Annotated in this window: 17 protein-coding genes; 7 read left to right on the top strand and 10 right to left on the bottom strand. The window is 41.5% G+C overall.

Annotated features, from left to right (window positions below):
• Positions 1-91: 91 nt before the first annotated feature.
• Positions 92-2107 carry a biosynthetic arginine decarboxylase gene (gene speA / locus VB620_RS14700; protein WP_323196900.1) on the top strand — a complete coding sequence of 672 codons (2016 nt, stop codon included), beginning with the start codon at positions 92-94 and terminating at the stop codon, positions 2105-2107.
• A gap of 87 nt (positions 2108-2194) precedes the next feature.
• Here the strand turns inward: speA and VB620_RS14695 are convergent, their stop codons facing one another.
• From VB620_RS14695 to VB620_RS14685, 3 genes are all read right to left on the bottom strand, one after another.
• Positions 2195-3364 carry an NDP-sugar synthase gene (locus VB620_RS14695; protein WP_323196899.1) on the bottom strand — a complete coding sequence of 390 codons (1170 nt, stop codon included), beginning with the start codon at positions 3362-3364 and terminating at the stop codon, positions 2195-2197.
• A 170-nt stretch (positions 3365-3534) separates the two neighbouring features.
• Complete coding sequence (locus tag VB620_RS14690; RefSeq protein ID WP_323196898.1) at positions 3535-4335, bottom strand: ScpA family protein; 801 nt, start codon at positions 4333-4335, stop codon at positions 3535-3537.
• 194 nt (positions 4336-4529) lie between these two features.
• The gene (locus VB620_RS14685) at positions 4530-6686 is read right to left on the bottom strand and encodes a polyribonucleotide nucleotidyltransferase (protein ID WP_323196897.1); all 2157 of its coding nucleotides are present in this window, start codon (positions 6684-6686) and stop codon (positions 4530-4532) included.
• Between the two features lie 737 nt (positions 6687-7423).
• Between VB620_RS14685 and VB620_RS14680 the strand changes: the two genes are divergently transcribed.
• The 4 genes from VB620_RS14680 to argB all read left to right on the top strand — a co-directional run bounded on the left by VB620_RS14680 (position 7424) and on the right by argB (position 13638).
• Positions 7424-10666: a DEAD/DEAH box helicase gene (locus VB620_RS14680; protein ID WP_323196896.1), complete on the top strand. Its 3243-nt coding sequence runs from the start codon at positions 7424-7426 to the stop codon at positions 10664-10666.
• A 143-nt stretch (positions 10667-10809) separates the two neighbouring features.
• Positions 10810-11751 (top strand): DUF4351 domain-containing protein, encoded by a 942-nt coding sequence (locus VB620_RS14675; protein WP_323196895.1) that lies wholly within the window; start codon positions 10810-10812, stop codon positions 11749-11751.
• A gap of 23 nt (positions 11752-11774) precedes the next feature.
• On the top strand, positions 11775-12608 hold the full coding sequence (locus VB620_RS14670) for an SWIM zinc finger family protein (RefSeq protein WP_323196894.1): 834 nt from the start codon (positions 11775-11777) through the stop codon (positions 12606-12608).
• Between the two features lie 136 nt (positions 12609-12744).
• Entirely contained in the window at positions 12745-13638 is an 894-nt protein-coding gene (argB, locus tag VB620_RS14665) for an acetylglutamate kinase (protein WP_323196893.1), read from the top strand.
• Between the two features lie 13 nt (positions 13639-13651).
• Here argB and VB620_RS14660 read toward each other — a convergent pair whose 3' ends face one another.
• The 3 genes from VB620_RS14660 to patD form a co-directional block, all read right to left on the bottom strand.
• Positions 13652-15286: an ABC transporter ATP-binding protein gene (locus tag VB620_RS14660; RefSeq protein WP_323196892.1), complete on the bottom strand. Its 1635-nt coding sequence runs from the start codon at positions 15284-15286 to the stop codon at positions 13652-13654.
• A gap of 140 nt (positions 15287-15426) precedes the next feature.
• A complete protein-coding gene (locus VB620_RS14655; RefSeq protein WP_323196891.1) occupies positions 15427-15624 on the bottom strand; it encodes a hypothetical protein in 198 nt (65 codons plus the stop codon).
• A gap of 130 nt (positions 15625-15754) precedes the next feature.
• Entirely contained in the window at positions 15755-16108 is a 354-nt protein-coding gene (gene patD, locus VB620_RS14650) for a heterocyst frequency control protein PatD (RefSeq protein ID WP_323196890.1), read from the bottom strand.
• A 281-nt stretch (positions 16109-16389) separates the two neighbouring features.
• Here patD and VB620_RS14645 point away from each other — a divergent pair, with 281 nt between their 5' ends.
• The gene (locus VB620_RS14645; RefSeq protein ID WP_323196889.1) at positions 16390-18660 is read left to right on the top strand and encodes a RelA/SpoT family protein; all 2271 of its coding nucleotides are present in this window, start codon (positions 16390-16392) and stop codon (positions 18658-18660) included.
• A 127-nt stretch (positions 18661-18787) separates the two neighbouring features.
• Here VB620_RS14645 and VB620_RS14640 read toward each other — a convergent pair whose 3' ends face one another.
• Positions 18788-19834 (bottom strand): hemolysin family protein, encoded by a 1047-nt coding sequence (locus tag VB620_RS14640; RefSeq protein ID WP_323196888.1) that lies wholly within the window; start codon positions 19832-19834, stop codon positions 18788-18790.
• Between the two features lie 243 nt (positions 19835-20077).
• Here VB620_RS14640 and VB620_RS14635 point away from each other — a divergent pair, with 243 nt between their 5' ends.
• The gene (locus VB620_RS14635) at positions 20078-20794 is read left to right on the top strand and encodes a class I SAM-dependent methyltransferase (protein ID WP_323196887.1); all 717 of its coding nucleotides are present in this window, start codon (positions 20078-20080) and stop codon (positions 20792-20794) included.
• 25 nt (positions 20795-20819) lie between these two features.
• Here VB620_RS14635 and VB620_RS14630 read toward each other — a convergent pair whose 3' ends face one another.
• The 3 genes from VB620_RS14630 to murG form a co-directional block, all read right to left on the bottom strand.
• Positions 20820-21755 carry a cobalamin-binding protein gene (locus VB620_RS14630; RefSeq protein ID WP_323196886.1) on the bottom strand — a complete coding sequence of 312 codons (936 nt, stop codon included), beginning with the start codon at positions 21753-21755 and terminating at the stop codon, positions 20820-20822.
• 106 nt (positions 21756-21861) lie between these two features.
• Positions 21862-22107, bottom strand: a complete 246-nt coding sequence (locus tag VB620_RS14625) for a DUF6737 family protein (protein ID WP_323196885.1) — start codon at positions 22105-22107, stop codon at positions 21862-21864.
• A 50-nt stretch (positions 22108-22157) separates the two neighbouring features.
• Positions 22158-23243 carry an undecaprenyldiphospho-muramoylpentapeptide beta-N-acetylglucosaminyltransferase gene (gene murG, locus VB620_RS14620; RefSeq protein ID WP_323196884.1) on the bottom strand — a complete coding sequence of 362 codons (1086 nt, stop codon included), beginning with the start codon at positions 23241-23243 and terminating at the stop codon, positions 22158-22160.
• Between the last annotated feature and the right edge of the window lie 39 nt (positions 23244-23282).

Raw genomic sequence — 23282 nt, 5'->3', positions numbered from 1 at the left:
GTATCTCAGAAATTATCTCTAAGTGCATATCCGTTGCAGGTTGAATGAGTTAAATTGTTAATTCGTGGATCAAATATAGAGGTCACGACAAATGGGTGCTGAATTAACTGATACATCTGAAGGGGTGATCATGCCTGCCAATGGACACAAATCGGACGTGAAAAGTCACAAACAAAAAAAACTGTTACCACCTAGTAATAATACAGGACAGCTACCCCTTTCTTGGAAAATTGAGGATAGCGAGGAATTATACCGCATAGAAGGTTGGGGAGAACCGTATTTTTCCATTAATGCTGCGGGTCATGTTACAGTTTCTCCCAAAGGCGATCGCGGTGGTTCCTTGGACTTATTTGAATTAGTCAACGCCTTGAAACAGCGTAACTTGGGACTACCGATGTTAATTCGCTTCTCGGATATTTTAGAAGACCGGATCGAGAGGTTGAATGCTTGTTTTAATAAAGCGATCGCCCGTTATAACTACGCAGGTGCATATCGTGGCGTATTTCCTATCAAGTGCAACCAAGAACGCCATTTAATTGAAGATCTAGTCAAATTTGGCAAACCCCATCAGTTTGGCTTAGAAGCAGGTTCTAAACCGGAATTAATGATTGCTCTGGCTTTGTTGGATACACCAGGAGCATTACTAATTTGCAACGGCTACAAAGACCGGGAATACATCGAAACAGCCATGTTAGCCCAAAGACTAGGGCAAACCTCAATTATCGTCCTAGAACAGGTTGAAGAAGTCGATTTGGTGATTGCGGCACACCGTCAGTTAGGCATTAAACCCATTGTCGGAGTCCGCGCCAAATTAAGTACCCAAGGTATGGGAAGGTGGGGAACTTCCACAGGCGATCGCGCCAAATTTGGGTTGACAATTCCCGAAATCATGGGAGCAGTTAACAAACTCCGCGAAGCTAATTTGCTGGATTGTTTGCAGTTGATGCACTTCCATATCGGCTCCCAAATCTCAGCCATCAATGTCATTAAAGATGCCATCCAAGAAGCTAGCCGCATCTACGTAGAGTTAGCCATGTTAGGAGCAGACATGAAATACCTGGATGTTGGTGGCGGCTTAGGTGTAGATTACGACGGTTCCCAAACCAACTTCTACACCTCCAAAAACTACAATATGCAAAACTACGCAAACGATATTGTAGCAGAATTAAAAGATACCTGTGCAGAGAAACAAATTCCCGTACCAACACTGATTAGTGAAAGTGGACGTGCGATCGCCTCCCACCAATCAGTACTAATTTTTGATGTTCTCAGCACCAGCGACGTACCTCTAGACTTACCAGAACCCCCACAAGAAGAAGAATCCCCCGTAATCAAATACCTGTGGGAAACATACCAATCCATCAAAGAAGAGAACTATCAAGAGTATTACCACGACGCAGCCCAATTTAAAGAAGAAGCCATCAGCCGCTTCAACTTAGGAATCCTGCGCCTTGCAGAACGAGCCAAAGCCGAGCAACTCTACTGGGCTTGCTGCCAAAAAATTCTTAACATCACTAGACAGCAAGAATACGTACCCGATGAACTGGAAGACCTAGAAAAAATCATGGCTTCCATTTATTACATCAATCTTTCCGTATTTCAATCAGCACCAGATTGTTGGGCAATAGACCAACTATTCCCCATCATGCCCATACACCGACTAGACGAAGAACCCATCCGACGAGGAATCTTAGCAGACCTCACCTGTGATAGTGACGGTAAAATCGACCAGTTTATTGACCTACGGGATGTCAAATCAGTTTTAGAACTGCACACCTTCAAGCCAGACGAACCCTACTATCTAGGGATGTTCCTCAACGGAGCCTATCAAGAAATCATGGGTAACTTGCACAACTTATTTGGTGATACCAACGCAGTTCATATCCACCTCACACCCAAAGGCTACCAAATTCAACACATCGTCAAAGGTGACACCATGAAAGAAGTGGTCAGCTATGTACAGTATGACTCTGAAGATATGGTAGAAAATATCCGTAAGCGTTGTGAAAAAGCCTTAGAAGAAAAACACATTACCTTAGCAGAATCTCAGAGACTGCTACAAACCTATGAGCAAAGTCTAGGAAGATATACATATCTGAATAGCTAAAAAGAGGCAGGGGGAGAAGAGGCAGGGGGGCAGGGTGCAGGGAGCAGGGGGGAAGATTTTTAGTCCCCAGTCCCCAATCCCTACTCCCTAAATGAGATTCGTTCCCAGTAAATCCTCAATCGCTTGCCGTTCCAGAGGTGCTTCCGATGGCGCAGTACTACGAGCATCAGTAATCAGCCAATCTAGAGCAGCAGCCTGAACATCTATGGCATCTCCCGTTTTATCCACGCAATAACGACCAAAAACCAACTTATCCACCAGTCTTACCCCAGGACCCAATCTAGACCATTCAAAAATTACGCTGTTCTCTACAGTTGCGCCACTGCATATCCAGCAATTCGGGCCAATCATCGCCGGACCCACAATTTTCGCACCATCTTCTATCCTGGTCATCCCGCCAATATACACAGGTCCAGTGATATCCACCTTATCCCAATTCACCGCCACATTTAAACCAGTGTAGATCCCAGGGGCAACTTCATTACCGGGGATTTGGACATTTTTAATTTCCCCTGAAAGTACACCATTAATTGCCCGCCAGTAGTCTGGAACTTTACCAATATCTACCCATTCAAAGTCCATAGCAATGGCGTAGAAAGGCGCACCAACTTCTACCAATTTGGGAAATAACTGACCACCGATGTCATATTCCACCCCAGAAGGGATGTACTTAAACACCTCTGGCTCGAAAATATAAATACCAGTATTGATGTTCGTGCTAATAGCTTCCTCTTTCGACGGTTTTTCTTGGAAATCTATCACGCGACTGTCTTCGTCAGTGACCACTACCCCGTAACTAGAAACCTCCTCCAGAGGCACAGATTTCGTAATAATTGTGGCAATTGAGCCTTTCGATTTATGCCACTTCACAGCCGCAGACAAATCTAAATCAATCAGAGCATCACCGCACAATACCACAAAGGTATCATCAAAAAATGGTGAGAAATCCTGGATACGTCGCATACCGCCAGCAGAACCAACGGCTTCCCCCACTAGTTTGCCATCATCATCAATTTTGCCTTCAAAAGAATAAGCAATTTCTACACCAAACCGTTGACCATCACGAAAATAGTTTTCAATTTCCTCCGCTAAATGGCTCACATTGACCATAATCTGGTCAAAACCATGTTGACGCAAAAGTTCCAGTAAAAATTCCATCACTGGCTTTTGCAGGATGGGAATCATCGGTTTGGGAATGGTATAGGTAATGGGACGCACACGAGTACCCTTACCCGCAGCGAGAATCATAGCTTTCATAAAATTTTATTCCTTAAACACAAGTCAGTTTACTTTAGGAGAGTGAGATTTAATCATTCATTTGAATTTTTGGTCTAAGTAACTCCTAAAAACAGGGATAACAGGAATTTGCTCGTTATTGCAACTTTTGGGGTGTGACAAAATGACAGGTAACCGATTTAATTTTAAGGTTAGTTCGCTGAATGTGTAATTAAGCGAATTTTAATTTCTTGATAAAACTCATCTTGTAATAACTCAACTTTAGACTGAGATGAGAGTAGTAGTAGCGCCCAAAAAACACTAACTGTGGAGCTATTTTCTGACTCATGGTGAGAATCATTGTTTTGTGGTGGCTTTGTTTGAGTCCACAAATCTACCAGTTGTTGAAGATTCAAACAATTGTGTTCTAGAAATAGCTCCCTTGCGGAACAATGCAACACTTGCTCTAGTTCTCCAGCTACTTCCGTGAGATTTTCCTGGTGAGCTAACTCTAGCGCCTGTCGCATCTTTTGGGCGCTGGCCTGACGTTTTGGGCGCACAGGCTTAGTGGATTTATCCACAAGTTTGAGCTGAGTCGCCATAATCTGCAATTGCTTGATTAACTCTTGCAGAGTTACACGTCGCTTAGGAGGAGGCATTGCTGAGGGACGACGGCGGAGGTGTCGCTCTAACTGCAAACGATGAGAATGATGTAATAATCCATCTTCATTTGCACAGAGGGCATCATCGGCTATATCTTCCTGTGCGTCGCCTACTGTAGATAGTTGCATCAAAGTGTTAGCTTTGAATAATACCAGCATCGATGCTGATAAAAAAGCTTGTCCCGATTGCGACAAGTCTGACTCATAACCTTTAGCGGTGGCTTCAGGTGCCATTAGTTCTAGATAATGGTCAATCACCTCAATAACTTGGACATCCCAAGGATCTATGTCGCCTTGTTCAGCCTGAGAAATCAACTGTGTGATTGTTGCTAGTAACTCCGAAGCATCCATAAAATTTGGCGAAAAACCTGAATAAAAAATCCTTTGGACTAATGGCTAATTCATATTTAAAATTAGCCAGCCTTTTGGTTATCTAGTGGGAATAAAAATAGTTCAGTTCTGATTTGAAATCCTTAAAATTTGCGGCGATGCCTAGATTCCAGGCATCGCGGATTTTAGATAAAAATCTAAAATCCCCAACGGATTTAGTGATTCAGCGCCGCAGCTTCTCGTGCCGCAGTAGCTTGGTCTGGATGGATACCCAAACGTGTGAGATTAATTCGTCCTTTATTGTCAATTTCTCTGACTTTGACAATCACTTCATCCCCAACAGCAACTTCATCTTCAACTTTGCCTACACGATAGTCAGCTAGTTGAGAGATGTGAATCATGCCTTCTTTTCCTGGCAAAAATTCGACAAATGCACCAATAGGAATAATTCGAGTCACACGGCCGGAATAAACATCACCTTCATGCAACTTGCGAGTCATGCCTTGAATGATGTTACGGGCTTTTTTAGCCTTGCTTTCATCCACGGCAGAAATTGTGACTGTGCCATCGTCTTCGATATCAACCTTGGCACCAGTTTCTTCTGTAATACCTTTAATGGTTTTACCTCCGGGTCCAATGACCAGACCAATCATGTCTGAATCAATCTTGATGGTTAATAGACGTGGGGCATAGGGTGAGGTGTCAACCCGTGGTTCTTCAATGGTCTGGATCATTTTTTCCAGAATATGTAACCGGGCTGATTTAGCTTGGTGGACGGCTTGGGCAATAACTTCTAATGACAAACCAGATATTTTCATATCCATTTGTAAAGCAGTAATTCCGGTATCTGTGCCGGCAACTTTAAAGTCCATATCGCCTAAGAAGTCTTCAATGCCCTGAATATCGGTCAGGACTCGCACTTCGTCACCTTCTTTAATCAAACCCATTGCTGCACCGCTAACAGGTTTGAGAATGGGGACACCAGCATCCATTAAGGATAGTGTGGAACCACACACTGAACCCATAGAAGTGGAACCGTTGGAAGAAAGGACTTCGGAAACCACACGAATTACGTAGGGGAATTGTTCTTTTGGCGGTAAGACAGGGATGAGCGCTCGTTCTGCTAAAGCACCGTGACCGATTTCGCGCCTTCCTGGGAAACGCATTGGTTTAGTTTCGCCAACGGAGAAGGGAGGGAAATTGTAATGATGTAGGTAACGTTTTGATTGGTCTGTTTGCAAGTCATCGTTGAGGTTTTGGGCATCTCCAGGAGTACCAAGGGTACAGGTGGATAATACTTGGGTTAATCCCCGATTAAATAGACCACTACCGTGGACTCGCTTGGGTAAAACACCAACTTGACAAGAAACTGGACGGACTTGATCAAGTTTACGACCATCAACACGCACGTTGTCCTCAACGATTTGACGACGCATGAAGTGTTTGGTGATGTCTTTAAAGGTGTTACCGAGTGCTTTACTGTTGGCAGTTGCTGCTGCTTTAACTTCGTTTTCTTCTGGCAATTCGGCGATCGCACTAGCAACTTGATCTTTGACAGCATCCAAGGCTTCATCACGTTGGGCTTTGCTGTATTCAAATTGAGACAGAATTTTCTTAATCTCATCGCTGGCGCGATCGCGGATATAATTATTCAAAGTTTGGTCTACTTCTGGTGGTGCTTCTTGCACAACTTTCAGACCCATTTCCGCCAATAAATCCTGCTGGGCTTGAATTAAATCTCGGACTGCTTCGTAACCAAAATCAATTGCTTCAATAATATCTTGCTCTGGCAATTGATTGGCTCCCGCCTCCACCATGATCACACCGTGGGGTGAACCAGCCACAATCAGATCCAAGTCTCCATTTTCGGTTTCTGCATAGGTGGGGTTAATAATGAAATCATCTCCCACTAAACCCACACGCACTGCTGCCATTGGCCCGTTAAACGGAATTTGTGCCATCAGGGTAGCAATGGAAGCCCCAGTTACTGCTAGCACATCAGGCGGTACTAACTCATCCATTGAAAGGGTGAAGGCGATAATTTGCAAGTCATCCCGCAACCATGAAGGAAACAACGGCCTCATGGGACGGTCTATCAAACGGCTAGTCAGAATTGTTTTTTCTGGCGGACGACCTTCTCTGCGCATGATTCCTCCAGGAATCCTACCTGCGGCATACAGTCTCTCTTCATAATCCACCGTCAGGGGCAGAAAATCAATTCCTTCTCTGCCCTTTGACCGCGTAGCCGTAACTAAAACAGATGTATCCCCTGATTCTATTAAAACCGACCCACCAGCCTGGGGAGCTAGTAAGCCTACTTTCAGTCGAATATCCCTACCGTCGAAGGATATTGACTTATCAACTTCTGCCATTCAGTTTTTTTTCCTTGTCTTTCGCTTTTCGCTTTCTGTGGCAATCCTAACATTTATGCTTTCAGACTGACTTCTGGTACACACAATGATAAATAAGTTCTTACATCCAAAGCCCGATAGAAAATTAGTACTTCTACTATCTGCCCCTCTGCTAGCTTCAAGGCACACGAAACCAATAAGACCAAATTTCCAGGACTCTCAAAGTGTTACTAAAGGTATATCGCTGTGAAAGACCCAGTTGAACATTACCCCTTCCTCTCTTCTATGCACCTTCCAAAACCCTGAGCGCCTAACCGAGGTTGTACAATAAAACCAGGGTTGCAAATATGGCTCATACCAGGGAAGTTAGGCTTTATATAAAATGCCTCTAGTACCTCTTTTGGCTTATGTATACCATCTTCAGCAGATGTTCTGACCACCAAGGTGCGACAGAGGTTTATTTTGGGGTTAAGTGTTACGAGATTTAGTCATGATCTCACCACCTCCTGTTCTTGAGGTTGCATCTAATTTATTTCCATTAGTAATTTTTTTATAACCTTGATCAAAAGGTAAGTTAAATAACAAATAATATGATATTTTATTTCTTCTTTTTCCAATATCTAAATACTCATCTTTACCCAGATTACAGAACAGTAATTTCGGCTATATCAAAAACCTAAAAATATTTTATTGATTAACTTCAATAATCAGATACTTAGTAAATAAGTTAGTTAAATAATAATTTGAGTAGTTAGCAGATGGCAATTTTACACGGTAATTGGTTACTGAAAAACCACAATAGTTGTTTATTCATTTGGGGTGAAACATGGCGTTCATCACAAGTAAAATTTGAGTATGGTACATCCCCAGATATACCACCGCATCCATTGGCCATGACAGCAGTTGAGTTGAGTGAGTGGCTGAATTCTCAAAATAGCCAAATTGCTAATTTAATGCAGCAAAACCAAGTTGCTGTTACAGCCACTGGGAGAAGTCGTAAAAGTAAAATTGCGACTAAAACCACCTTAGCAACACACTCTCAAATCATTAATTTACCAACTCATCTGTTAGAAAATAATCAGCAAGAAATAGAATTTATTGCGCCGTTACATTCGGCCAAATTAGTATCTGAAAATAACTCACCTAAATATCTCCAACCGTGGCGAGTCGAAGGCTTTTGTCTTAACCCTAGTGAAGCCATTAAATTTCTCTCTAATATTCCCTTAAATGCTACGAGGGAAGAAAATAATTTATTTGCTGGAGACTTACATTTTTGGTCACAGGTTGCCCGTTGGAGTTTAGATTTAATTTCTCGATGTAAATTTTTGCCTACTATCCAACGCAAATCTGATAGTTCTATTGTTGCTAGGTGGCAAGTACTATTAGAAAGTGCTGTGGATGGCACACGATTAGAAAAATTTTCAGCAAAAATGCCTTTGGCTTGTCGTACTTATCAGCAGGGTGTAGGGAGTGCAGAGGAATCTGACCCATCCATAATGTATGTAGATTTTCCCTCTGAACCCCAGGAATTATTATTAAGCTTTCTCAACAGCACCATAGATGCCCAAATACGAGGAATGCTAGCTTCTCAACCGTTATTAGAAACGAGAATGATGGCTACTCTACCATCAGCAGTGCGACAGTGGTTACAAGGTTTAATGACTGCATCTCACACAGTTAATGCAGATGTAATGGAAGTAGAAAGACTGGAAGCGGCGCTGAAATCTTGGACTATGCCGTTGCAATATCAACTGGTAGGAAAACCCTTATTTCGTGCCTGTTTCCAACTAATTCCGCCTGCATCTGGGTCAACAGATTGGATTTTGACATATTTTCTCCAAGGTTTCGATGATCCTGATTTTTTAGTGGATGCAGCAACTATTTGGAATCACCCAGTTGAACAATTAGTTTATCAAAATCGCACCATTGATCAACCCCAGGAAACTTTATTACGGGGATTGGGTTTAGCTTCCCGCTTGTATCCAGCGATTACGCCCAGTTTAGAAACAGAATATCCCCAATCTTGTCACCTCAACCCATTACAAGCTTATGAATTTATTAAGTCTGTGGCTTGGCGATTTGAAGATAGTGGTTTGGGGGTAATTCTACCTCCTAGTTTGGCTAACCGGGAAGGATGGGCGAATCGTTTGGGTTTGAAAATCAGTGCTGAAACCCAAAAACAACAGCAGGGACGGTTGGGTTTACAAAGTTTACTGAATTTTCAATGGAAATTGGCTATTGGTGGACAGACGATTTCTAAAACTGAATTTAATAAATTGGTGGCTTTAAATAGCCCATTGGTAGAAATTAAGGGCGAGTGGGTGGAATTGCGCCCCCAAGATATTAAAACTGCACAGACATTTTTTGCTAGTCGTAAAGACGAAATGGCGCTGTCTTTGGAAGATGCTTTACGTCTGAGTTCTGGAGATACCCAAGCGATTGAAAAGTTACCTGTGGTTAGCTTTGAAGCCTCTGGGAATTTACAAGAATTAATTGGGGCGCTAACGAATAATCAAACTATCACACCTCTCCCAATACCTGCCAATTTTAAAGGAAAGTTGCGACCATATCAAGAAAGAGGTGCGGCTTGGCTGGCTTTCTTACAACGTTGGGGGTTAGGTGCTTGTTTGGCTGATGATATGGGACTGGGGAAAACAATTCAGCTTATTGCTTTTCTCTTACATTTGAAGGAACAGGATGCACTAGAAAATCCTACGTTGCTGGTTTGTCCAACTTCTATTTTAGGTAACTGGGAACGGGAAATTAAAAAATTTGCGCCTATCCTTAAAGTTTTACAGCATCACGGCGATAAACGTTTTAAAGGTAAGGCTTTTCTAGAAGCAGTTGAAAAACGCGATGTCATTATTACTAGTTATTCACTGATTCCCCGTGATATTAAAACTTTGCAGAAAATTGATTGGCAGGTAATTGTATTAGATGAAGCTCAAAATATCAAAAATCCTGAAGCTAAACAATCTCAGGCAGTACGGGATTTGAAAACGACATTTCGTATAGCCCTAACTGGTACGCCGGTAGAAAATAAACTACAGGAGTTATGGTCTATTTTAGATTTTCTTAATCCCGGTTATTTGGGGAATCGTCAATTTTTCCAGAGACGTTTTGCTATGCCAATTCAAAAGTATGGTGACACAGCATCTTTAAATCAGTTGCGGGGTTTAGTGCAACCATTTATTCTGCGTCGTCTGAAAACGGATCGTGATATTATTCAAGATTTACCAGAAAAGCAGGAAATGACGGTTTTTTGTGGACTGACTGCTGAACAGGGTGAACTTTATCAACAAGTTGTGGAAGCATCTTTAGCTGAAATTGATTCTGCTTCAGGTGTGCAACGTCGGGGGATGATTTTAGCTTTACTGATTAAACTTAAACAAATCTGTAATCACCCAGCCCAATATTTGAAATTAGCCACTTTGCAAGAATATAGTTCTGCTAAACTGCAACGACTAGATGAAATGTTAAATGTGGTTTTAGAGTCAGGAGATCGAGCTTTAATTTTTACGCAATTTGCTGAATGGGGAAAGTTATTAAAAGCTCATTTACAGCAAACACTAGGGAAAGAAATATTCTTTTTATATGGTGGTAGCAGTAAAAAGCAACGAGAGGAAATGATTGACCGTTTCCAACATGACCCCCAAGGACCACCGATTATGATTCTTTCTTTAAAAGCCGGTGGGGTAGGATTGAATTTAACTAGGGCTAATCATGTATTTCACTTTGACAGATGGTGGAATCCAGCAGTAGAAAATCAAGCTACAGATAGAGTTTTTCGCATTGGTCAAACCCGAAATGTGCAGGTACACAAATTTGTTTGCACTGGCACATTAGAAGAAAAAATCAATGACATGATTGAAAGTAAAAAACAATTAGCAGAACAAGTGGTTGGTGCTGGTGAGGAGTGGCTAACTGAAATGGATACTGACCAATTGCGTGATTTACTCATACTTGATCGCGGTTCTATAATTGAAGAAGATGAAGTTTAAAGAAAAATAAAATAGTATAAGAATTCCACCCGCCTTTCAGCTAGTAGGGGGTTATGATATAGCTTATATGATTAGGAAAAGCTACATGAACATAGCACCAGCAATTAAAACTTTTTTCTAATTTTCTTTAGTTAAGTAAAAAGATGATAAACAAGATAGACCATGACCGTTTATTCAAAGAACTAATATCAAACTTTTTTATAGAATTTATAGAATTATTCTTTCCCAAAGTTATCGAATATATAGACACCACATCTACTACATTTTTAGACAAGGAAATATTTACAGATGTCACCGCAGGAGACAAATATGAAACAGACCTAATAGTTAAAGTTAAATTTTTAGGTCAACCTTCTTACTTTGTGATTCATATTGAAGCTGAGTCAGGTGCAAGACCGAAATTTAATCAAAGAATGTTTCGTTATTTTGCGAGATTAGATGAAAAACTGGACTTACCAATATATCCGATAGTTATATTTTCTTACGACTCACCGAAAACCGTAGCAGTGAATAACTATCAAATCAACTTTCCTGATTTTGAAGTGCTAAAATTTAATTATCAAGTAGTGCAACTGAATCAACTCAACTGGCGAGATTTTTTAACTCGTTCAAATCCAGTTGCATCGGCTTTGATGTCAAAAATGAATATAGCACCAGAAGATAGGCCAAAAGTAAAGGCGGAATGTTTAAGGTTATTAGTTACCTTAAAATTAAATCCAGCCAAAATGCAATTGATATCAGGGTTCATTGACACCTATTTGAGATTGAATAAAATAGAAGAAGAGAAATTTAAGGTAGAAATAGGCACATTAATCAAAGAAGAGAAGGAGGAAGTTATGCAAATTGTCACTAGTTGGATGGAAGAAGGAATTGAGACAGGCATTGAAAGAGGTATTGAAAGAGAAAAAAAATTAATTCTCCGGCAAATTAATAAAAAAATTGGACAAATTTCTAGAGAATTAGAAACCGAAATTAGGAGTTTAAATATAGAAGTCATCGAGGCTTTAGGAGAGGCAATATTTGATTTAAATACTGTAGAAGATTTGGAAAATTGGTTAAATAATTTAGAACAATTTATGGACTAAAATCATTATTTTTGCATTTAATTATGAATAACGAAACTCTGCAAGCTAGCCGGGAATGGTGGTCACAAAAGTGGCTGGAGTTACTTGATTCTTATCGGTTTAAAAAGCGTTTGGAACGGGCGAGGAATTATTCTCGTCAGGGAAATGTTTTGAATATCGAGTTTAAAGGGGCAAAGGTATTAGCTAAAGTCCAAGGTAGTGAACCTGAACCTTATAAAGTTTCTCTTTCTATTGACCATTTCAGTGGGGAGGAATGGGATTTTGTGATTGAAACTATGTCCCAAAGAGCAATTTTTGCAGCCAAGCTGTTGGCGGGGGAAATGCCTCAAAATATTGAGGAGGTGTTTACAGCTAATGGTTTGTCTTTGTTTCCTTTTACACTGTCTGATGTTCACAGTAAATGCTCTTGTCCTGATAAAGCTAATCCTTGTAAACATATTGGTGCTGTATATTATCAGTTGGGCGATCGCTTTAGTGAAGATCCCTTTGTGTTGTTTCAATTACGGGGACGCACGAAAGAGCAAATTATCAGTGATTTACGTCAACTACGCGGTGCTAAGGTAGATGTTACAGCACCTCCCACAGCTGAGACTCAACAGGCGACTCAGCCATCATTGTCTGTGAATCTGGGTTCTTTCTGGGAATATCAGGAACCTCTAGAGTCTTCTTTGGTAGTAATTACGCCTTCGGGTAGCGAAACGGTCTTAGATGTTTTAGGCGCGATTCCTTTAGGGAAAACGGAAGACAGTGGCGTAAGTGTAACTGCTGGTGATCTGGTGACGAAATATTTAAATACTGTTTATCAACAGGTGAGTCAGCAAGCTATGTTAGCAGCTATGAATATGGAAGGAGGCTGATATTACTGTCTGGGTCTTTTGTGTGAAAACAGCTTTTTCTCTATTTTCTACTGAGTAAAGTTACTTTGGTGAGATTGTTGCAGACTCCAAATTATTTTACACTGGCTAGATAGGTTTTAAATCTCTATAGCCCCTAGTGATGGATAACGATTCTGAATATATCAGGGAAACGGAAGCTACTCGTGTACGTGTACTAAGTGAAGCACTACCTTACATTCAACAGTTTGTGGGTCGCACGGTTGTGGTCAAGTATGGTGGTGCGGCGATGAAAGATAGCACCCTCAAAGATAAGGTAATGCGGGATATTGTCTTTTTATCTTGCGTTGGCTTGCGTCCAATTCTGGTACATGGTGGTGGACCAGAAATTAATAGTTGGTTAAATAAACTGGGTATTGAAGCACAATTTAAGAATGGTCTGCGGGTAACAGATGCACCGACTATGGATGTGGTGGAAATGGTTTTGGTGGGTCGGGTAAATAAGGAAATTGTTTCCCTAATTAACCAGGCTGGGGGTTTGGCTGTGGGACTGTGTGGTAAGGATGGTAATTTAATTACAGCCCGTCCCCAGGATCAAGAGGGTATCGGTTTTGTGGGTGAGGTGAGTACTGTAAATATTAAAATTTTGGAAACTCTCTCTAGTAATGGCTATATTCCGGTAGTTTCTAGCGTGGCTACAGATGAGAAGGGACAAGCTTATAATATTAACGCAGATACGGTGGCGGGGGAAATTGCGGCGGCTTTGGGTGCAGAAAAGTTAATTTTACTGACTGATACGCCGGGTATTCTCAAGGATTATCATGAACCATCGACTTTGATTCCGAAGGTAGATATTCGCCAAGCCCGCGAGTTAATCGCTGATGGTACAGTGAGTGGTGGAATGATTCCCAAGGTGAATTGTTGTGTGCGATCGCTGGCCCAAGGGGTAAGTGCAGCACATATTATTGATGGTCGGATACCTCATGCCTTACTGTTAGAAATCTTTACTGATGGTGGTATTGGTAGTATGATTATTGGTTCTCAATTTAGCTAATTTTTGGTGTTTCCTAAGTACGGGCTAATAAGGGGGCGGCTGCTAGTAAAGTTTGCGTGTAGGGGTGTTGGGGATCGCTGAAAATCTGTTTTGTTGTTCCTAGTTCGACAATTTTTCCACTGTGCATGACGGCTATGCGATCGCACAAGAACCGCGCTAACCACAAATCATGGGTAATGAATAAATAAGTTAACTTAAACTCGGCTTTTAGTTCTAACATTAAATCCAGAACTTGTGTCTGTACACTAGCATCCAACATACTTACAGGTTCATCACAGATTAACAGTTGAGGACGAGTAATTAAAGCCCTGGCGATCGCCACTCGTTGTTGTTGTCCCCCAGATAAATCAGATGGATAACGTTGATAATAAAGTTCTGGGGGTGTTAATCCTACTTTTTCTAACATCCATAAAACTTCTGATTTGGCTTTTTTTGCATCAGCTAACTTATGGATAAATAAAGGATCAGCTATGTTTTGTCCCACGGTCATTACCGGATTCAGACAAGCATGAGGATCTTGAAAAATCATTTGTATTTGTCGCCGAGAAGCCCGAATTTCCTGGCGCGATAAAGTTGTGAAATCCTGTCCCAAAAATTCTACTTTGCCCCCAGTAGGACGAATCAGTTGTAATATTGTCCTGGAAAGGGTACTCTTACCACAACCTGACTCTCCCACTAATCCTAAAATCTCTCCGTCATAAATTTCTAAGTTAATTCCATCGACGGCTTTAATTGTTTCCCCTGATTTTTTCCAGATTTTTTCAATGAAATTTGGTTCTATTTTGTAGTGCTGCTGTAGTTCTGTAATCCGTAATATTGGTGATGGGGAAATTTGTTCCTTGGTGCTGTCATCTACTGCTTGAATATGTAAAGCTGCTGCTAATAGCGATCGCGTGTATTCATGTTGGGGTTGTTTAAATACGGTTTCAGTAGCACCCATTTCTACCATTTTGCCTTGATACATCACACCGATGCGATCGCAATACTCGCCCACCATCGCTAAATCATGAGAAATTAACAGCAACGCCATATTTTCCTCACGACATAGGCGGGTTAATTCTTGTAAAATCTCCGCCGAAACTGTGACATCTAAACTAGTGGTGGGTTCATCAGCCACAATTAACTTAGGGTTGAGAAGTAAAGCCAACGCAATGGCTACCCGTTGACGCATTCCACCGCTAAACTCATGGGGATATTGACCCCAACGACTGGCGGGAATCTTGACTTTTTCTAAAGTGGCGATCGCTATTTCCTTCGCTTCCTTAGTGGATAACTGTGGTGAATGGGCTTGCAGAGTTTCAATACAATGCTTCCCAATGGTCATTAAAGGATCAAGGCGTGTCATGGGATCTTGAAAAATTAGTGCGATCGCCTCCCCCCGAAATTTCCGCAACTCATCAGGTATTAAATCAAACACTAATTTTTTCTGGAACCACACCCGCCCCTCAACGCGACTATCAAGGGGTAACAAGCGCATTACAGCCCTTCCCAGAGTCGATTTACCACAACCAGACTCACCCACCAAACCCATTGTTTCCCCAGCTTGCAAAGTCAAAGATACATCATCCACAGCCCAGGTCTCTGATTCTTCCTGACTCTGAGGATAAGCTACACGGAGATTCTCAATGGACAATAAAGCTTCACTCATATATTAATTTTTAGCCTTGAAAAGATAATAAGTTTAAATTCCCGCCAGTCTATCAGATTAGCTGAAGAATGGGGATTTTATTAAACAGAACTCACGCAAAAACTTTGATTAATTTGTGTATTTTGCGTAAGTCCGGAATTTTAAGAATTGTCTCCCAAAGCCTTTCTGATTGTTTCAGTATCTAATTCTAATAATTCTGCTATCTCCTGAATGCTAAGTCCTCGTTGTACAAGCTTGGGCAAAATATTTAATTTGGCTTTTAGTTCGCCTTTTAATTCGCCTTCTTCTTTTGCTTCTTGATAAACTCTAGTTTCTTTCAGCAAATTTAAATTCAGCATCGTTTCTATTTCCTCGCGGCTTAAACCCGCCCTTACTCACTCCCCATTTTGCAACTTGTTACTAAAATAACTGTCAATTGCCAGAAAAACATGAGATGATGTCAGAAACAGAGCAAAACGCCCAGAATGGTTATGTTTCCTCCTCCGATGGTGGTTGCAGAATAGCTGTGCAGTATTGAATAAGAGTAGTTAGGCGATCGCTGATCGTTTTCAGCCTCTCCTCAGCAGTAGATACTTGCCGCGATCCTTGGAAAAACATGACATCAATTTCTAACAAACGCAGCTGCTTACTGATTTCAGTCCGATAAGATAATACCCGTGAATCCCCATCCGGTAAAGGGATAATCTCCTGGCGAAACAGTTGCTGCAAAGAAGTTACACCCTTTCGCAGTTCAGGTGCATTGACTGGAGTAGCTGTAGTATAAAAGCGTACTTGTTCTAGCAAATTTGCTAGTGTCTGATATTTCTCAAGATTTAGAGACATTCAGTGCTAGTTAAGATAGTATTAGTGTCAAGAAAATTCTCTTATAGGATAAACTTTTTTAACTTATTATTAAAAACTATTAACCTCAAATACGCTTTGAGGCCTTATTTGCCATAAATCTATTTTCTCACATAAGATTTGTGAATCGCTGTATGGATAATTACCCAAGTTAACTCGAAAATCATACTCATTTTGGCAACTAGCATTTTTTCTCAACGGTGCTATCCATTGCCTTTAAACGTTTCCGACCTATCTACCCACCACCATTAAACCTAATTATTATGAGCAGCATACTTGTAAATTCCACAACCGAACTTGCCCTTCCGGAATGGCTTCATAAATGTTTATGGGAGTCTTCAACATTTAAGGGCGAAGGTGAAGAAGAGCGAAGGTATAGTGATGCAGTCTTAATTGGTAAAGCATTTGAATTTGCTTATCAACTGCATGAAGGACAGTACCGCAAATCGGGAGAACTGTATATCAGTCATCCGGTTGCTGTCGCTGGATTGCTCCGAGATTTAGGGGGCAGTCCTGCTATGATAGCAGCTGGATTTCTTCATGATGTAGTTGAAGATACAGATGTCACCAGCGACGACATAGAAACCCACTTTGGCGCAGAAGTCCGCCAGTTGGTGGAAGGTGTCACCAAGCTTTCTAAAATAAATTTCACTAGTAAAACCGAAAGCCAAGCAGAAAACTTTCGGCGGATGTTTTTGGCTATGGCGCAGGATATCCGGGTAATTGTGGTGAAACTGGCAGATCGTTTGCATAATATGCGAACTTTACAGTATATGTCAGAGTCCAGCCGCCGCCGCAGCGCTCAAGAAACCAGAGATATTTTTGCCCCCTTAGCAAATCGCCTGGGAATGTGGCGCATCAAATGGGAACTGGAAGATTTGTCTTTTAAATACCTGGAACCAGAAGCTTTCCGGCAAATGCAGGAGTATGTTTCTGAAAAACGGACAGCGCGGGAAGAAAAACTGGCCAAAACTACAGATATGTTGCGGGAGCGTTTGCAGCAAGCTGGTATTCACTGTCATGATATCAGTGGTCGTCCCAAGCACCTTTATAGCATTTATCAAAAAATGCAAAGGCAGCAAAAAGAATTCCATGAAATTTACGATTTGGCAGCTTTGCGGATTATCGTCGAGACTAATGAGGAATGTTATCGGGCTTTGGCAGTAGTTCATGATGCTTTTCGCCCCATTCCCTCTAGATTTAAAGATTATATTGGATTGCCAAAGCCTAACCGTTACCAGTCGTTGCATACTGGAGTGATTGGGCTGACTGGCCGTCCGTTGGAGATCCAAATTCGCACCGTAGAAATGCATCATGTCGCCGAATATGGGATTGCAGCCCATTGGAAGTATAAAGAAACTGGTGGTTCTACTAGCCAATTGACCAATGCAGACGAAAAGTTTACTTGGTTAAGGCATCTGCTGGAATGGCAAAGTGATCTCAAGGATGCTCAAGAGTATCTTGATAGTGTCAAAGACAATTTATTTGAAGATGATGTCTATGTCTTCACCCCAAAGGGGGATGTTGTACCTTTAAGTCCCGGTGCTACCTGTATAGATTTTGCTTATCATATTCATACAGAAGTAGGAAACCACTGTGCAGGGGCGCGAGTGAATGGTCGGATGGTTCCTTTATCCACTGGGTTACAAAACGGCGCAATTGTGGAAATTATTACCCAAAAGAACAGCCATCCCAGTTTAGATTGGTTGAACTTTGCCAGTAGTTCTGCTGCTAAGTATCGTATTAAACAATGGTACAAGCGATCGCGCCGGGATGAAAATGTGGCTCGTGGGCGGGAGTTATTAGAAAAAGAACTGGGTAAAACCGGTTTTGATAGTTTACTCAAATCAGACGCAATGCAAACTGTAGCGGAAAAGTGTAACTATCACAGTGCAGAAGATTTACTCGCGGGCTTAGGTTATGGTGAAGTTACTCTCAACCTAGTGCTAAATCGCTGGCGAGAAGTAGCTAAAGGACAACAACCTGGGAATGTGATTCCTTTATTCCCCGGAAAAGAATTACCAACTACATCAAAAACTGTCCGCGATTTCCCTCCTCCCAGCACACGTCCTTGTGATTCACCCATTATTGGGGTAGAAGGATTGGTATATCACATAGCTGGCTGTTGTACCGCCATACCAGGGGAACCAATTATTGGTGTAGTCACACGGGGTAGGGGAATTTCTATCCATCGTCAAGGGTGCAATAATCTGGAAATTGTGGAGTATGAACGCTTAGTACCGGTGAGTTGGAACTTAGCTACCGAACACATCAGCCGTCCCCAAACTTACCCTGTGAATGTGCAAATCGAAGCCCTTGACCGTGTGGGAGTCTTGAAGGATATCTTATCCCGGTTGAGTGACCAGGGAATTAATGTGCGTCATGCACAGGTAAAAACTTCTCTTGGTCAACCAGCGTTGATTGATTTAGGAATAGATATACGCGATCGCCTGCAACTAGAGCAAGTATTTATTCAAATTAAAAAAATGACCGACATTTTAAACATCCGTCGTCTCGGTCAAATAGACGAATAATAGGGAGTAGGGAGTGGGGAGTGGGGAATGGGGAATAGGGAGTAGGGAGTAGGGAGTAGGGAATGGGGAGTAGGGACGGGTTTTTATTATCCGTTTATGTCCTAATCTCCTTGGCTGCTGTATATCTTTAACCAGGATTACCAACATTAATAGACTGCAACATTTTTTCCCGCTTCTTACGAGCAATTTCTTGTAAATCAACAGTTCTATCAGTTTCATCCACAATTTCACCAGTAATTACTTCCAACACATCTTCCAAAGTCACAACACCAGCTACACCACCATATTCATCCACCACCACAGCCAAATGTTCCCGCGCCGCAATAAAATTTTTCATCAATTTATCAGCTCGAATTAACTCAGGAACAAAGTGGACTTTCCTCGCTAAAGTAGCAATCTTTTCCTGATTATTACCTTCCACCATTGCTGTGAGTAAATTCTGCTTTAAAGCAAATCCAATTATTTCATCAATAGATTCATCAATTACAATAATCCGGGTATGTTGTGAGCCAATAATATCTTTTTTAGCTTCCTCAAGGGTAAGATTACCCCGTAAATGTGTCAAAATAATTCGCGGTGTCATTAAATCTGCGGCTGTCACATCATTTAATCTAAACACGCGTTGAATCATTTCTGCTTCATCACTTTGAATAATCCCTTCCTGTTGACCAATATTCGCTAGTAACTTAATTTCAGCTTCATTAGTTGTAGGACGTTTTTTGGTTTTAAAAAAGCGTGCAGTCAGATTTTCAATAATCCAAACCAACGGTGTAAAAACTATAGAAAGACCAGTTACAGGTAAGGCTGTGAGCAGGGAAATTTGCTCAGAATAACGCTCTCCAATTGTCTTTGGAATAATTTCTGCAAAGATGATAATCAAAAAAGTAAACATTCCGGAAAATATCCCCAACAAAGTATCTCCTAATACTTGACTAGCAATACTACCTGTGAGGATACTCCCAACAATATTAAAAATATTATTCAGAATTACAATGGTTGCAATCGGTCGATTCATATTTTCCCGAATCGCCAAAAGTGCAACAGCTGAACGTTTATTGGATTGTGCTAATTGTCTGACTCTGAGGCGAGAAACAGAAAACAGTGCTGTTTCTGTACCAGAACAAATTGCTGAACCTAAAATAACAACAAATACAATGATTACAAGCTGCAACATATAGTGTCCCAAGTATGGGAATAAAATTCGGAGGCTAGTGTTACCAAGGGGAACTCATAGATGAGAAAATAATTCTATTATCGGCTATTTTGTGCTGACTTATGGTGGTTTTTGGTCGCCGATTTGCTGCATTTGTAAATTAGTGATAGCTGACTATATGATTGCCTTATTCTAGCAATATCCGGTACAGACGCGCCCAAGCTATGCTTGAAGAGTACATTTATATGATCTCTGCCAATTCTTATGCAACAAATATTCCCTGGAGAAGTATTCGCTAATACTGCGGATTTTGACAATGGTATTCGCCAACTGTTACCCCGATATGATGAAATGTTGGAGGTAATTACCCAGTGTCTCCCGGTCACAAGTCGCCGCATTTTAGAACTGGGTTGCGGTACAGGGGAACTGACTGTAAAAATCTGCCAACGCTGTCCTGATGCGGAAATCATTGCCCTAGATTACTCACCGCGAATGTTAGAATTTGCTGGTGCTAAAATCGCAGATGCTGGATATAAACAACGTTGGACTGGGATAGAAGCTGACTTTGGCGAATGGGCAGAAAATCCTCATCAGTTCGATATTGGTGGTGAATTTGATGCTTGTGTGTCGTCTTTGGCAATTCACCATCTTGATGATCAAATGAAGCTGAAGTTATTCCAGCGTGTTGCGGCGAGTCTGATTCCAGGGGGTTATTTTGGTAATGCCGACCCCATATTAGCAGAATCACCCACATTAGCAGCAGTTTATCAAGCAGCACGAGAACAATGGTTGGCTGAACAGGGAAATGATTTAACTGAGGTACGGGCTAAACGAGGTAGTAGTACTCAACAAGGATATTCTCACCAAGACCAATTGGCTACTTTAGATACTCAATTGCAAATGCTGAAGACATCTGGATTTAAGACTGTCGCCGTACCTTGGAAATATTACGGTTTAGCTGTGTTTGCTAGTTGGAAGTAAAGGCTGGGTTTTGGGGGAAGCGTGATTACTGGGCGGATAAACTATCCCATGCGGTTCCTTTATAGCCATAATCAAAAATTTCTGGATGCAAAATTTCTGCTAGGATTTCTAGAGAGTCTGCCAGTCTTGGCCCTGGGCGATTGAAGTAAGCATTACCATCGGTAATATAAACTCTACCGCTCTGGGTGGCGTGAAGTTTTTGCCAATCTGGGCGCTGAGTTAAAAGTTGTGCTTCTTGACGAGTGCGATCGAGGTCAAAGCCACAGGGCATAAAAATAATAATATCTGGATTGCTGTTTAATAGTGTTTCCCAGGAGATGGTGGTGGAAGGCTGACCCGTGAAGCTAAACTGTGATTCACCTCTGGCTAGGTTAACTAGTTCGGGTATCCAATTAGCCGCAGTCATTAACGGATCTATCCACTCAATACAGGCTACGGTGGGTATTTCTGTTAAGGATAATCCTTGGAGTTTTCGCTGACAAATTTTGACGCGAGCTTCTAAATTTTCTAGGATATGAACTGAGTCTACGGCGAAGATATTACCGATTCGCTGAATATCTTGCCACACATCTTTGAGGGTATTAGGTTTTAAGGAAATAATTTTCGGTGAGCTGTGAAGGAGAGTCGCAACGGCTTTTTCTACGTCTTTGAGACTGACTGCACAGACATCACATTGGTCTTGAGTAATTATATGGGTGGGTTGTAATTTTTCTAAAATATCGGTTTTGATTTCATAGATACTTAAAGCAGATTGCAACAATTTGTTGACATCATCATGAATTTTGCTGCTGGGTTGGTTGGAGTTTATGCGTGGTTGGGTACAAATGGGGAGATTTTGGATTTCTGGGGGGTAGTCACATTCATGCGATCGCCCGACAATGGCATTAGTCAACCCTAGTGCGGCTACAATCTCGGTTCCACTGGGAATTAAAGAAACAATCCTCACGTTGTTATTTGTCATTTAACTACTCCATAACATCTGCTATGCTTTCAATTCTGACAAATTTTAGGCGTTAGGGTATCTTTCTCTAGGTTAATACTGGGTGGCGGTGCTTGTGATTAATAAATCAATGCTCTATGGAATCATTTTGATATGACTCTAATACGCCGCTACGAATCATCATTTTTGGCCAAATTACGAGAAAAAATCCCATCCATGTCAACACAGGAATAGCAACAATCACCGTGAGCCAAATAGTTTTAAATATCACCCAACTACTAGTAATTAGTGTGATCCCTGTGAGGAGTATAGACCAGGGTTGACACCACCAAGGTTTGTAGTTCCAAGGGCTGAGAGGTTTTTGGTCGGACATGGGTAGTTAAGCTAATTTTTACAGGGATGGCGATCGCCTAAAATTCATATTTATCTTTCTGGCGACATTTCCACGATCTCACGGACTACAGCCGCTAATTTTTCGGCACTATCAGGAACTGCGATCGCCTTGGCATTTTCAGCCATTTTCGCTAATTCTGTGGGTGATTTTAATAAATTCAACACCTGAGTTTTTAATATTTCTGTGGTTAACTCAGATTGCTTAAAAGTTAAGGCTGCACCAGCTTGAGTAAATATATCCGCATTATAGGTTTGATGATCTTCGGCTGCAAAGGGATAAGGAATCAAAATAGCTGGTGTTCCGCATATCCCTAATTCTGTCAAACTACCCGCACCCGCACGACTAATGGCTAAGTTGGCGCGTCTTAACAAAGCTGCCATATTGTCGTAAAACGGTAATGATATATATTGTGAATGGTGGAGGCTGTCTGCTTCTGGATCACGATCGCCCGTTAAATGTACCACATAAGCACCGGCATCAAACCAAGCAGGAGCTGACTGGCGAACTAACTTATTTACCGCTACCGCACCCTGACTTCCACCAAAAACTACAATTAAAGGCACACCATCAGGAATAGGTAAATCCAATGATGTATTCAGTCCTTGATCGAGGAATTGAGTCCGTACCGGAGTACCCACATAGGTATTTTTCCCACGTGGTAAATACTTACTAGCTTCAGCAAATCCTAACGCCACTACACTGCACCAAGGGCCAAAAAACCGGGTGACTTTACCTGGTAAAGCGTTAGATTCATGAAAAATTATAGGTAAACCCAGGGAACGCGCCGCTATCACACTCGGTCCAGCAATATAACCGCCAGTGGTGACTAAACCTTGAAAATCTCCTGCTTTGAGAATGCGTCTAACTTCCACAATCCCCGCCATCAGCCGCAGTAAAATCCGGACTGTGGATAATCCCAATCCTTGCTGAAACCCTTCAACTGCAATAGTATTCAAAGGATACTGTGTAGGAACAAGTTGAGTTTCTAAACGATTCGGGACACCCAACCATTGAATTTCATAATCTGGCAATTTTTCCGCCAGGGCGATCGCCGGAAACAAGTGTCCACCAGTCCCACTAGCAGCTATTAATAATTTTATCGGTGTGTTTGCCATCAAAACTCTACCGTTTAGCGGTTAGCCTATCTAAGATAA

Source organism: Nodularia harveyana UHCC-0300 (assembly GCF_034931085.1).
Lineage (GTDB): Bacteria > Cyanobacteriota > Cyanobacteriia > Cyanobacteriales > Nostocaceae > Nodularia > Nodularia harveyana.
The sequence above is the reverse complement of the archived record's forward strand: the minus strand, read 5'-3'. Positions and strand labels throughout refer to the sequence as shown.

Excerpts from the sequence above, each read along its gene's own strand:
- speA (WP_323196900.1), top strand. The coding sequence starts at position 92 with ATGGGTGCTGAATTAACTGATACATCTGAAGGGGTGATCATGCCTGCC.
- VB620_RS14695 (WP_323196899.1), bottom strand. The coding sequence starts at position 3,364 with ATGAAAGCTATGATTCTCGCTGCGGGTAAGGGTACTCGTGTGCGTCCC.
- VB620_RS14690 (WP_323196898.1), bottom strand. The coding sequence starts at position 4,335 with ATGGATGCTTCGGAGTTACTAGCAACAATCACACAGTTGATTTCTCAG.
- VB620_RS14685 (WP_323196897.1), bottom strand. The coding sequence starts at position 6,686 with ATGGCAGAAGTTGATAAGTCAATATCCTTCGACGGTAGGGATATTCGA.
- VB620_RS14680 (WP_323196896.1), top strand. The coding sequence starts at position 7,424 with ATGGCAATTTTACACGGTAATTGGTTACTGAAAAACCACAATAGTTGT.
- VB620_RS14675 (WP_323196895.1), top strand. The coding sequence starts at position 10,810 with ATGATAAACAAGATAGACCATGACCGTTTATTCAAAGAACTAATATCA.
- VB620_RS14670 (WP_323196894.1), top strand. The coding sequence starts at position 11,775 with ATGAATAACGAAACTCTGCAAGCTAGCCGGGAATGGTGGTCACAAAAG.
- VB620_RS14660 (WP_323196892.1), bottom strand. The coding sequence starts at position 15,286 with ATGAGTGAAGCTTTATTGTCCATTGAGAATCTCCGTGTAGCTTATCCT.
- VB620_RS14655 (WP_323196891.1), bottom strand. The coding sequence starts at position 15,624 with ATGCTGAATTTAAATTTGCTGAAAGAAACTAGAGTTTATCAAGAAGCA.
- patD (WP_323196890.1), bottom strand. The coding sequence starts at position 16,108 with ATGTCTCTAAATCTTGAGAAATATCAGACACTAGCAAATTTGCTAGAA.
- VB620_RS14645 (WP_323196889.1), top strand. The coding sequence starts at position 16,390 with ATGAGCAGCATACTTGTAAATTCCACAACCGAACTTGCCCTTCCGGAA.
- VB620_RS14640 (WP_323196888.1), bottom strand. The coding sequence starts at position 19,834 with ATGTTGCAGCTTGTAATCATTGTATTTGTTGTTATTTTAGGTTCAGCA.
- VB620_RS14635 (WP_323196887.1), top strand. The coding sequence starts at position 20,078 with ATGCAACAAATATTCCCTGGAGAAGTATTCGCTAATACTGCGGATTTT.
- VB620_RS14630 (WP_323196886.1), bottom strand. The coding sequence starts at position 21,755 with ATGACAAATAACAACGTGAGGATTGTTTCTTTAATTCCCAGTGGAACC.
- VB620_RS14625 (WP_323196885.1), bottom strand. The coding sequence starts at position 22,107 with ATGTCCGACCAAAAACCTCTCAGCCCTTGGAACTACAAACCTTGGTGG.
- murG (WP_323196884.1), bottom strand. The coding sequence starts at position 23,243 with ATGGCAAACACACCGATAAAATTATTAATAGCTGCTAGTGGGACTGGT.